Raw genomic sequence first — 11,585 nt, 5'->3', positions numbered from 1 at the left:
AAGGAAATTCAGTGTTTTCCAGTGTTCAGATATTGGCTCGGAGCACACTTTCCGGCAGCGCCTCACCCCGCTCCACACTCGCCGCCACGGCGTCCATCAATCCACTCAGCTCATAGCCCTGGGCCTTGAGCCACGCCGGATCGTAATAGGTCGTGGCATAGCGCTCACCGCCGTCACACAAGATTGCCACGATCGAGCCCGTCTCACCTGCTTGCACCATCTGCCTGGCGGCGATCAGCGCGCCGATCAGGTTGGTGCCGCTGGATCCGCCGACCCGTCGGCCCAATCGCTGGGCCAGGTAGTGCATGGCCGCCAGCGACAGGGCATCCGGCACTTTGACCATCGCATCGATCACCTTGGGCAAAAACGACGCTTCGACCCTTGGCCGGCCGATACCTTCGATCCGCGAACCACAATCCAGGCGCAGGCTCGCATCGCCGCTGCGGTAATAGTCGAAAAACACCGAACGCTCGGCGTCGGCACACAGCACACGGGTACAGTGCTGGCGGTAGCGTACGTAACGACCCAGGGTCGCGGTGGTGCCGCCGGTGCCGGGGCTGGAAATCAGCCAGCTCGGCTCCGGATGCCGCTCGAAACGCATCTGCTGGAAGATCGATTCGGCAATGTTGTTATTGGCGCGCCAGTCCGTGGCGCGCTCGGCGTAGGTGAACTGGTCGATGAAGTGGCCGTCATGCTCACGGGCCAAACGCTCGGACTCGGCGTAGATCTGCGTAGGATCGTCCACCAGGTGACTCTGGCCACCATAGAAGGCGATCTGTGCGATTTTTTCCCGGGAGGTGGTCGCCGGCATCACCGCAATAAAGGGCAAGCCCAAAAGCCTCGCGAAGTAAGCCTCGGAAATAGCCGTCGATCCGCTTGAAGCCTCGATCACCGGGGCGCCAGGCTTGAGCCAGCCATTACACAGCGCGTAGAGAAACAGCGAGCGGGCGAGTCGATGCTTGAGGCTGCCGGTGGGGTGGCTGGACTCATCCTTGAAGTACAACTCGATACCCGGCAGCCCTGGCAGCGCCAGTGGAATCAGATGGGTGTCGGCGCTGCGCTGGAAGTCAGCCTCGATGATACGGATCGCTTCACGCGCCCACTGGCGGTGGTCATTCATGATGTCTTCTCACTGGATCAATGCGACGCGAGGAACCTGACGTACAGGCAGGCACGACTTGTCTCGGAAAAACCAGTCGCAAGCTTAGGAAAAAACCGACATCGCGCACAGGTACAGCTAAGGTCCAATATGGCCTGTCACTGCCTGACCACGCGTTGCATGCGTTGTAACGACATATAACAAAAAAGAATATAACTTTTGTTTTAACAACTAACAGTACCGGTTAGGGTGGACCATCTTTTTGATTTGATCCATGGAGAGCAACCGTGCCTCTACGTAATACTTTGACCCGTTTCCTTCAGTTGGAAGCTGCCAGCGGCCTGCTATTGATCGCCGCCGCCGTGCTGGCCCTGATACTCAATAACTCACCGCTGTCGTGGCTCTATACGGACTTTCTGGACACCCCTGTGGTGGCCCAGATCGGGGCGCTGAAAATCGCCAAACCGGCGTTGTTGTGGATCAACGACGGCCTGATGGCCATGTTCTTTCTGCTCATCGGCCTCGAAGTCAAACGTGAGGTTCTCGACGGGCAGCTGTCGAAACCCTCGCAGATCGTCTTGCCGGGTGCGGCAGCGATCGGTGGCATGGTCGTCCCCGCCCTGATCTACTGGTTCCTCAACCGCGACAATCCGGCCGCCCTCGCAGGCTGGGCGATTCCAACGGCCACCGACATCGCCTTCGCCCTTGGCGTGCTGGCCCTACTGGGCAAACGGGTACCCGTGTCGCTCAAGCTGTTTTTGATGACCCTGGCGATCATCGACGACCTGGGCGCCATTATCATCATTGCCATCTTCTACTCGGGCGCCCTGTCGACCTTGTCACTGGTATTGGCAGCCGCCTGCATCGCCGCGCTGGTGGCGATGAACCGCGCGGGAGTGGTCAAGCTCGGCCCCTACATGGTTGTCGGCCTGATTCTCTGGGTCTGCGTACTCAAGAGCGGTGTCCATGCCACCCTGGCCGGTGTGACCCTGGCGTTCTGCATTCCGCTGCGCACAAAAAATGCCGAGACCTCGCCGCTGCTGACCCTGGAACATGCCCTGCACCCCTGGGTGGCCTATGGCATCCTGCCGCTCTTCGCCTTCGCCAACGCCGGCTTGTCCCTGAGCGGCGTCACCGTCGAGAGCTTCACCCATCACGTGCCGATGGGCATCGCCATCGGCCTGTTGCTGGGCAAGACCGTCGGCGTTTTCGGCCTGACCTGGCTGGCGGTCAAGATCGGTATCGCCAGCCTGCCCGCCGGCGCCAACTGGGGGCAGATACTGGGCGTGGCAATCCTGTGCGGCATCGGCTTCACCATGAGCCTGTTCGTCGGCTCCCTGGCGTTCGCGCCCGGTACCAGTGAGTATGCCGGTATGGACCGGATGGGTATTCTCACTGGCTCGATCCTGGCGGCGTTGCTGGGTTATGCGGTGACAGCGGCGGCTAGTCGTAAGCAGACAGCATTTAAAGCCAACTAAAATTACCTGATCGGGGTGATGTTTGTTGTGTGTTTATTGGTGTGTATTGGTGTGCACATCCGTTTCTTCGGTGACGGCCACTGGCGGTTCCGCCCTTACGGCGGGTCACTTTTGAACAGCGCAAAAGTAACCAAAACGCTTCTGCCCCACCACTCGGCACCTCGCTTAGGCTCGGTGTACCCTCACTCCGGCATTGCTCCGTGGGCCCGCCGCGAAGGGCCATCCATGGCCCAGCGCGGCTATCCCGGCATCCATGCCGGGATGCCCACTCCACAATGCCTGCGTTCGGCCAGCGTGGTTAACGGGGCGTCCGAGATCAACATCCTCCGCGAGGCGGCCTGACAGCCGGCCTGATTCTTGGTGGGACCGCGTTTCTCCTGTGGGAGCGGGCTTGCTCACGAAAGCGGTATCACAGTCGATGATGATGTTGGGTGTGTTGGCCTTTTCGCGAACAAGCCCGCTCCCTCAGTGGTTCTGTGTTGGATATAAATTTGTGCTCACTGAAAGATCGAATGTGGGAGCGAGCCTGCTCGCGATGACGGCAGCCAATTCAATCGCTATGTAACTGAACTATCGCAGGGCTGAAAAGGCGGCTACACAGTTGACGAAGAGGTTGCATGTGTCGACCTCTTCGCGAGCAGGCTCGCTCCCACAGGAAAAACGCGATCATCAGAAAACCAGGCCGGCTGTCAGGCCGCCTCGCGGTGGACGTTGATCTTGGACGCCCCGTTAACCACGCTGGCTGAACGAAGGTATTGCGCAGTGGGCAACCCGGCATGGATGCCGGGTTAGCCGCGCTGGGCCATGGATGGCCCTTCGCGGCGGCCCACGGAGCAATGCCTTCGTTCAGGCACACCGAGCCTAAGCGAGGTGCCGAGTGGTGGGGCAGAAGCGTTTTGCTTACTTTTGCGCTCTTCAAAAGTGAGCCGCTGTAAGAGCGGAACCATAAGCAGCCATTACCGAAGAAACGGATATACACGCCGCGCGCCCCCCGAAACGAAGCCATAAAAAAAATCGCGCCTCCCCGTTCAGGAAAAAGCGCGATTTTCTCTTAGCGATTCCAGCTTAGTGCGATACGCGGCTCGTACCATCCACAGTGGAAATACGAACCCGCTCACCCACACGGAACACTTCGTTTTCCTGAACCTGCTGCACATAGGCGCGCATGCTGCCGTCGTCTTCACGAACGGTGATTTCCACACCCTGGGTACGGGTCAGGCCTTCTTCGGTCGCGGAGCCGATCAGGCCGCCGGCCACGGCGCCGATCACGGCAGCAACGATACTGCCACGGCCACCGCCGATGGCGCTGCCACCCACACCACCTACCACCGCACCCGCCGCGCCGCCGATCGGGGTCTTGGTGCCTTCGATCTTGACCGGACGCAAGGCTTCAATGGTCCCCATGCGAATCGTCTGCACGCGACGCGCTTCGTCACGGGAATAGGAGTCACCGGTCAGGCTCGACTGACAGCCAGTGAGCAACATCGCCATCGTGGAAAAGGAAGCAACCAGCAAAACAGACTTACGCATAGCATCAAACTCCAAAAGACAGGTATTCATTAAACTCCGCAGCTTGACGCCTGTCACGGCCTCGCCGGGATAAAATTGTTTTCATTCAGGTGGGATACAGACTCGCCCGAAAAATTCACCCAAACAGTAGCGCCAATTTCCGCTATCCGCGTCACTGGCCTGAGGATTTCTCATGGATTATTTCATCATAGCCGCTACCACCGTCGCCGGTTTGTACTTTCATTGGTGGCTGTACGTGCGGATCAAACGCTGGATGGACCGCGATCTGGCGCTGTCTTTGGCGGGGCAGGATGAGCTGAAAAAAACTTACATGCTGCAACAATTGGCCCACGCCCAGAAGCAAGGGATCAAGCGGCGCGACCTGCCGCAATGGCTTCAGGCCGCGGCGGCAGGGTATACCCAGGGCTAAGGCGCCAGACGCTCGCGGATCCAGCTCGCCTCTTGCAGGCGGTAGTTGAGGCGATCATGCAGACGGCTGGCCCGTCCCTGCCAGAATTCGATACGCTCGGGCAGCAGACGATAGCCCCCCCAATGCTCCGGGCAGTGAGGCTGGCTGTCACTGAAGCGTTGTTCGGTGGCCTTGAGCAAGTCTTCCAGCTCACCTCGACCCGCAATCACCCGGCTTTGAGGTGAAGCCCAGGCCCCGAGGCGACTGCCCAATGGCCGTACCTGATAATAGGCGTCCGACTCTTGCGCCGTGACCTTCTGCACCTTGCCTTCGATACGCACCTGACGCTCCAGCGTCGGCCAGAAAAATGTCATGGCCGCGAACGGGTTCGCGGCCAGTTGCTGACCCTTGGCGCTCTCGTAGTTGGTGAAGAACGTGAAGCCTTGGGCATCAAGCCCCTTGAGCAGCAGGATCCGGCAGTGCGGGCGCCCATCGGCATCCACGGTCGCCAAGGTCATGGCGTTGGCCTCCACCGGCGCCTGTTCGGTTTTCACCGCGTCGGCGAACCACTGGTGGAACAGCGCGAACGGCTCGGCCGGGGCCTGCGCCTCGGTCAGGCCATCGCGGGTGTAGTCGCGGCGCATATCAGCCAGCGTCTGGGTCATGGCGCGTTCCTTGTAGTTAGCCCATCACTGCTTGGATGCATCGGCAGCCGCGACTTTCTTGGCATCGGTAGCGGCTTTGGTCGGTTGCGGCTTCTTCGCCACCGGCGCTTTCTTGGCCGGGGCTTTTTTGGCAGGAGCCTTGGCGACAGCCTTCTTGGCCGGCGCTTTTTTGCTGGCAACAGCCTTGGACTTGTTAGCCGCCGGCGCGGGCGCTGGCGCCAAAGCCGCAGGTTTCACGTCCTGGACCGCCACCAACCTTACTGGTGCCGGGGCCGGCATGTTGTACTTGCTCAGCAGCGCAACCATGGTGTTTTGCGGCGTGACCAGCAGCTCGACACGACGATTCAAAGCGCGACCTTCAACGCTGTCATTGGCGGCACGGGGCGCAACCGAACCCATGCCACGCAGCATCAGGCGATCACGCTGCAAGCCGCTGAGACGGAAAATCGCCGCCACGGATTGGGCGCGTTCCTGGCTGAGCTTCAGGTTGACCGGCGCGGCGCCCGACGTGTCGGCGTGGCCGAGGATCAGCACGGCTGTTTTCGGATCAGCTTCCAGAATTTTCGCAACGCGGGTGAACGGGCCGAGGCTCACCGGCAGCAGCATGGCCGGACGATCCGGGTTGAAGGAGCCGTCCACCGGTGCGGTGACCACCAGCACGTCGTCGCGGCGTTCAAGTTCGAGCTTGCTGTCCTTGATGGCCGTGCGCAATTTTGGCTCGTAGTCGTCGAGCCAAGCCTGGGTGACTTTCGGATCCGGCATCGGCACCGTCTTGGCGGTTTCCTGATCTTTACCGCCGAATGGCCACCACCACTTGCCGTTGCTTTCAGCTTCAGCCTTGGCAACGGTAACCGGCGTCTTGACTTCAGGTTTGGCGTCGACTTTTTTGGCGACGCCGTCGGTGGCGTCATCGGAAGAAAACGGCCACCACCAGTGAGTGGCACCCTCGGCCTTGGCTTGTGGCGCGACGGCAGCCGGTTTCAGCGGCGCCGCTGACGTCGGTTCTTTGGCCGCGACCTTGTCGGAGGCGCCGAACGGCCACCAGCCACTGCCGCCCTCGGCATCATTTTGTGGGGTTTGTGCGCAACCGGTGATAGCGAAGCACAGCGCCAGAGCGAAAGATTTATTCAATGACATTGGATATCCACAAAATGATGTAAAGAAAAAACAAAGGCCATGTTCGGGCCGCATAAACAGACGGTTGGAAACTGAAAGGAACACGAGGTTCCTGTGCCCGCCGCCTTCGCTAACGTTTTATAGACAAGTGGCAAGTACCCGCGCAAGGTTCTGCGCCCGCGGATCCATCAAAACGTATGGCCCGAGGGTGTTTGTCACAAAGCCAAAAGCCACATCGTGCTCCGGGTCGGCAAAACCGATGGAGCCCCCTGCCCCAGGATGACCGAATGCCCGAGGGCCGAGACCGTAGGTCGCGTTCGGTACATCCGGCTGATCGAGCATGCAACCCAGGCCGAAACGGGTCTGGGTCAACAATGTCTTGTCCTCGCCGAAGCTGTGCTGGCGAGTCAGTTCGTCGAGCATTTCTCCCTCCAGCAGGCTGCCGTCCAGCAGGCCGGTATAAAACCCGGCCAGGCTGCGGGCGTTACCATGGCCGTTGGCCGCCGGTTGTTCCATGCGCCGCCACTCTGGCTTATTGGTGCTGGTCATGATCGAGGGCGGGTTAGTAAAGGCCCGGGTAGTCATGGCCGTGGGTTCGCGCATCGTTACTTGTAAAAGGCGCTGGGCCGCCGCATCCCCCACATTGCCTTTGCCGCGAGCGATGTGGGCCACGCGATGAAACTCTTCATCAGCCAAGCCGACGTGAAAATCCAGGCCCAACGGCTTGGCAATACGGGCCACGATGGATGCCCCCGGCCCACGACCGTCAGCCCTGCGCAGCAGTTCGCCGACCAGCCAGCCATAAGTGATCGCCGCGTAGCCGTGACCGTCTCCCGGCGTCCACCAGGGCGCTTCAGCGGCCAGAGCATCGACCATGGTCTGCCAGTTATAAAGTGCTTCGGGCGCCAGCAATTCACGTAACGCCGGCAACCCGGCCTGGTGGCAAAGCAACTGACGGAGCGTGACGGCTTGCTTGCCGGCTGCCGCGAACTCAGGCCAGTAGCGGGCGACAGGGGCGTCCAGCTGCAGCTTGCCTTCGGCCACCAGTTGCAGGGCGGTGACGGCGGTGAACGTCTTGGTGCAGGAAAACAGATTGGCGATGGTGTCGCTGTGCCAGGCTTCACTGCCATCCTTGTCGGCCGTGCCGGCCCACAGATCGATGACCGTGCGGCCACCAACCTGAATGCACAACGCCGCGCCGCGCTCCTGAGGATCGTCGAACAGCGCGGCGAAGGCTTCACGCACCGCCTCGAATTGAAGCTCATAATGGCCTTGAATCTGCACCCGCAACTCCCTTGAAACAAACACTTTTTTGAAGTGGTCTGCATTGTTTCAGCCATTGAGGTTTTTGGGAACCGCCGCAAGACGGCTGACCGGACTGACACAGCCCGTTTCGCTAAATCCCCTCGCCACAGAGACCTCCTCAGTCAAAAATCACCGGGAGGCTAGGATATCTCCCGCCGAAACGGTGGCAGGGCGTTGAGGATCGCCTTGCCGTAGCGCTGGGTCACCAGTCGGCGGTCGAGCAAGGTGATGGTGCCGCGGTCTTCTTCGGTGCGCAGCAATCGACCACAGGCCTGGACCAGTTTCAGCGAGGCGTCCGGCACGGAGATCTCCATGAACGGGTTACCACCGCGGGCCTCGATCCATTCGGCCAACGCGGCTTCCACCGGGTCGTCCGGAACCGAAAACGGGATCTTGGCGATCACCACATGCTCACAGTAGGCACCGGGCAAATCCACGCCTTCGGCAAAACTCGCCAGGCCGAACAGCACGCTGGAATCGCCGCCATCGACCCGCGCTTTGTGCTTGTTCAGGGTTTCCTGCTTGGACAGGTTGCCTTGGATGAACACTTGCTTGCGCCAGTCGCGGTCGAGGCCGTCGAACACGTCCTGCATCTGTTTGCGCGAGGAAAACAGCACCAGGGTGCCCCGCGAGCCTTCCACCAGTTCCGGCAGGTCGCGAATAATCGCCGCGGTGTGGGCGGCGGCATCCCGCGGATCAGCCTTGAGGTCCGGGACCCGCAGCACGCCGGCGTCGGCATGATGGAAGGGGCTCGGAACCACGGCGGTCACGGCTTTTTTCGGCAGGCCGGCGCGCATGCGGAAACGGTCGAACGTGCCCAGGGCGGTCAGCGTGGCGGAAGTCACCAGCGCGCCGTAGGCGACATTCCACAGGTTGCGACGCAGCATTTCCGCCGCCAGGATCGGGCTGGCATTGACCTCGATGTCGAACAGCGAGCCGCTTTCGGCCAGGGTCAACCAACGCGCCATCGGCGGGTTGTCTTCCGGGTCTTCAGTCGTGAACGCGGTCCACAACTCCCAGTTACCCTGGGAGCGGGACAGCAGACTGCCGAACAACGGGTACCACTCCTCGGCCTGGTTGCTGGCGATACCGATATTGACCTCGCCATCCATGCCTTCCTTGAGCAGGTCGGTCAGACGGGTGAACAGGTCGGTCAGGCGGGCAAAGCCTTTCTTGAGCTCGATGCCCATCTCGCGCATGTGCTCGGGTATGACGCCGCCGACAAAGCGATGGCGAGGTCGATCACGACCCTCGACGTCTTCGCCGGGCTTGAAATCCGCCACTTGTTCGCAGGCACTGAACATGAACTGCTGGTTCGTCTTGATTTCACGGGCCAGCTCGGGCACCTGCTCGATGAACTTACCCAGGTCACCCGGCAGCGGGTGTTGGGCCAACAGCTTGGTGAGGTTCTTGGCGGTGGTTTCCAGCCAGTCAGCGGTGGAGCGCAGCCGGGTGTAATGGGCGAAATGGCCGATGGCCTTGTCCGGCAGGTGGTGACCTTCGTCGAACACATAGATCGTGTCACGCGGATCCGGCAGCACCGCGCCACCGCCCAGGGCCAGGTCGGCCAGGACCATGTCGTGGTTGGTGACAATGACGTCGACCTTGCCCATGCCTTCGCGGGCCTTGTAAAAGGCGCACTGGCCGAAGTTCGGGCAATGACGGTTGGTGCACTGGCTGTGATCGGTAGTCAGGCGTGACCAGTCGGCGTCTTCCAGGGCGGTGGACCAGCTGTCGCGGTCGCCGTCCCATTTATTGCCGGCCAGTTTTTCGATCATGCTGGTAAACAGCTTCTGGCTGGCCTCATCGACTTCGATCTTGAAGCCTTCTTCCTCGAACAACTGGGCCGTGGCGGTCTGCGCCTGGCCTTCCTGGAGCAACATGTCGAGCTTGGACAGGCACATGTAGCGCCCACGGCCCTTGGCCAGGGCGAAGCTGAAATTCAGCCCGCTGTTGCGCATCAGGTCAGGCAGGTCCTTGAAAACGATCTGCTCCTGCAAGGCGATCGTGGCCGTGGCGATCACCAGGCGTTTGCCGGCGGCCTTGGCGGTGGGGATTGCCGCCAGGCTGTAGGCCACGGTCTTGCCGGTGCCGGTGCCGGCCTCCACCGCCACGACGGCAGGCTCGCCACTGCGCCGGCCTTCGTCGTCGGTGTCGATGTCACCCAGGACTTTTGCCACTTCGGCAATCATCAGGCGCTGGCCATATCGCGGCTTGAGGCTCTTGGCTTCGAGAAAACGCGAATAGGCGCCCTGGATCGTGGTTTTGAGTTCGGTGCTGATCATGAATGGTCGGGCGCTAAAAACGCTGGATAAATTTTCAGTGGTTCGGATCGGCGGCTATCATACCCCGCTAATCAATCCTGCGCAGAACGGAGTAACTCAATGACACTCTTTGCCCTCGTCTACACCCTGCATTTACTGGCGGCCCTGGTCTGGGTCGGCGGTATGTTCTTCGCCTGGATGATCCTGCGCCCCGCCGCAATCGCGGCCCTTGAGGGGCCGGCCCGGCTCAAATTATGGACAGAAGTGTTTCAGCGTTTTTTCGTTTGGGTCTGGGTCGCAGTGGTGCTTTTGCCGATCAGCGGCGTGGGCCTGATCCACATGCGCTTTGCCGGCTTCGAGACCGCGCCACGTTATGTGCAGATCATGATCGGCTTGTATGTGGTGATGACGGCGCTGTTTATCCGCATCCAGGGATTGCAATTGCCGGCCCTGCGCAAGGCCGTAGCAGCCCAGGACTGGCCGACGGGCGCGGCGGTACTGGGGAAAATCCGGCAGTTGGTGGGGATTAATCTGTTGATCGGGTTGCTGGTGGTGGCGATTGGCGCGGCGCGGCCGATGTTCTGAACTTAGCGTATCCCCTGGTGGGAGCGAGCCTGCTCGCGATAACGGTGGGTCAGTCACATCTAGGTTGACTGATACCCTGCCAACGCGAGCAGGCTCGCTCCCACAGGTCTCGAGCCCAGTCCTCTTAGAATCGCTGCACCGTCACCGCCCCCGCTGCTCCGGCTGGTCCTGGCTGGCCATCGGCACCAGGGCGACCGCTTTTGCCACCGTCGACGGTATAGACGAAGCACCCCTTGGCCTTGCCGCCAGCGCCGGGTTTACCTCCGGCTCCAGCGGCGCCGCCCGCGCCACCCTCCACCGTAACCTTGATCTGCTCATCGGGATAATCACGGGGCAGTTCGAGACGCACCTGCGCACCCGCCGCACCCGGCTGGCCATCGCTGCCATTGCTGCCGTCGGCACCGCGACCGGCTGCCCCCCACGTACAACCCGGCGCCTGGCCGTTGGCGCCGTCGAGGCCCACGTAACCTGGCGCACCGGTTCCACCGCGGGCATCCACCGACAACAATGGCGCATTCAAGGCATTGAAGCGCAGATTGAGATCACGCCCCGGTCGTGCCGCTTTGGTATAGGTTCCGGGCGCGCCCCGAGCCGTGATCTGACTGCCGTCGGCCAGTTCCCCCTCGGCAACTTTTATCTGCAGTGTCTGTTGCCCAGGCACGATGGCGATCCGTGCTTCGCGCCCCAGGTGCAGTTGGCCAATGGTCAACTCAGTGACGTTGGCAGGCACCAGCAACGTGCCGTAATCGGCCACCTCCAGCCGTTCCAGTGTCAGGGCGCTGGTGGTATTGGGCAGGCGCATCAAGGAATGGGTTTCGACCTGGATCACTTGGGCACTGGCCCAGGGGCACACGAGTGCGACAAGCAGACACAATTTACGCATGGGAAGCCTCGGCGGCGATCGGGAGGGTTTGCAGGTGGAAGATGCCGAACAGCAGCACTCGCAGGCGATCACGGCCTGAAGCCGGCCGGCCGCGCAAGCTGGCTCGAAACAACACCAGTTCCAGCAAATGGATCGCCAGCAACATCGCTGCGCCAAAATTGACCAGCAGATGCAGCGGATGAACGAACGGCATGACCAGGTTGACCAGCACCACCAGCCAGAACAGCAGGGTCAACAAGCGCCCCAGCGCCCATAACAGCTTCATACATCCC

Annotated in this window: 11 protein-coding genes; 3 read left to right on the top strand and 8 right to left on the bottom strand. The window is 61.2% G+C overall.

The annotated features are described in order from the left end of the window. Positions 1 to 25: 25 nt before the first annotated feature. On the bottom strand, positions 26 to 1,123 hold the full coding sequence (locus AC3I65_RS05615) for a PLP-dependent cysteine synthase family protein (protein ID WP_173407562.1): 1,098 nt from the start codon (positions 1,121 to 1,123) through the stop codon (positions 26 to 28). A gap of 263 nt (positions 1,124 to 1,386) precedes the next feature. Here AC3I65_RS05615 and nhaA point away from each other — a divergent pair, with 263 nt between their 5' ends. Continuing rightward, positions 1,387 to 2,577: a Na+/H+ antiporter NhaA gene (nhaA, locus tag AC3I65_RS05610; RefSeq protein WP_047228398.1), complete on the top strand. Its 1,191-nt coding sequence runs from the start codon at positions 1,387 to 1,389 to the stop codon at positions 2,575 to 2,577. A 1,065-nt stretch (positions 2,578 to 3,642) separates the two neighbouring features. Here the strand turns inward: nhaA and AC3I65_RS05605 are convergent. After that, positions 3,643 to 4,107, bottom strand: coding sequence for an outer membrane lipoprotein (locus AC3I65_RS05605; RefSeq protein WP_047228399.1), 465 nt, complete (start codon positions 4,105 to 4,107; stop codon positions 3,643 to 3,645). Between the two features lie 172 nt (positions 4,108 to 4,279). On the opposite strand from AC3I65_RS05605, the gene AC3I65_RS05600 reads away from it, so the two are divergent. After that, the gene (locus AC3I65_RS05600; RefSeq protein WP_107321608.1) at positions 4,280 to 4,516 is read left to right on the top strand and encodes a hypothetical protein; all 237 of its coding nucleotides are present in this window, start codon (positions 4,280 to 4,282) and stop codon (positions 4,514 to 4,516) included. On the opposite strand, the gene pdxH is transcribed toward AC3I65_RS05600, so the two are convergent. The 4 genes from pdxH to dinG form a co-directional block, all read right to left on the bottom strand. Continuing rightward, positions 4,513 to 5,160, bottom strand: a complete 648-nt coding sequence (gene pdxH / locus AC3I65_RS05595; RefSeq protein ID WP_047228401.1) for a pyridoxamine 5'-phosphate oxidase — start codon at positions 5,158 to 5,160, stop codon at positions 4,513 to 4,515. The genes AC3I65_RS05600 and pdxH overlap by 4 nt on opposite strands. 24 nt (positions 5,161 to 5,184) lie before the next feature. Then, positions 5,185 to 6,297 (bottom strand): OmpA family protein, encoded by a 1,113-nt coding sequence (locus AC3I65_RS05590; protein WP_274090917.1) that lies wholly within the window; start codon positions 6,295 to 6,297, stop codon positions 5,185 to 5,187. Positions 6,298 to 6,414: 117 nt separating this feature from the next. Beyond that, positions 6,415 to 7,560: a serine hydrolase domain-containing protein gene (locus AC3I65_RS05585; protein ID WP_160891707.1), complete on the bottom strand. Its 1,146-nt coding sequence runs from the start codon at positions 7,558 to 7,560 to the stop codon at positions 6,415 to 6,417. Between the two features lie 161 nt (positions 7,561 to 7,721). Continuing rightward, the gene (gene dinG / locus AC3I65_RS05580) at positions 7,722 to 9,866 is read right to left on the bottom strand and encodes an ATP-dependent DNA helicase DinG (RefSeq protein WP_047228404.1); all 2,145 of its coding nucleotides are present in this window, start codon (positions 9,864 to 9,866) and stop codon (positions 7,722 to 7,724) included. Between the two features lie 99 nt (positions 9,867 to 9,965). On the opposite strand from dinG, the gene AC3I65_RS05575 reads away from it, so the two are divergent. After that, complete coding sequence (locus AC3I65_RS05575) at positions 9,966 to 10,430, top strand: CopD family protein (RefSeq protein WP_488523534.1); 465 nt, start codon at positions 9,966 to 9,968, stop codon at positions 10,428 to 10,430. 124 nt (positions 10,431 to 10,554) lie between these two features. Here the strand turns inward: AC3I65_RS05575 and AC3I65_RS05570 are convergent, their stop codons facing one another. Together AC3I65_RS05570 and AC3I65_RS05565 are read right to left on the bottom strand one after the other, a co-directional pair. Further along, a complete protein-coding gene (locus AC3I65_RS05570) occupies positions 10,555 to 11,313 on the bottom strand; it encodes a collagen-like protein (protein ID WP_488523533.1) in 759 nt (252 codons plus the stop codon). Next, entirely contained in the window at positions 11,306 to 11,578 is a 273-nt protein-coding gene (locus AC3I65_RS05565; RefSeq protein WP_047228407.1) for a DUF1145 domain-containing protein, read from the bottom strand. Before AC3I65_RS05565 ends, AC3I65_RS05570 begins: the two co-directional genes overlap by 8 nt. Positions 11,579 to 11,585: the final 7 nt, after the last annotated feature.

Source organism: Pseudomonas sp. N-1-13 (assembly GCF_057787095.1).
The sequence above is the reverse complement of the archived record's forward strand: the minus strand, read 5'-3'. Positions and strand labels throughout refer to the sequence as shown.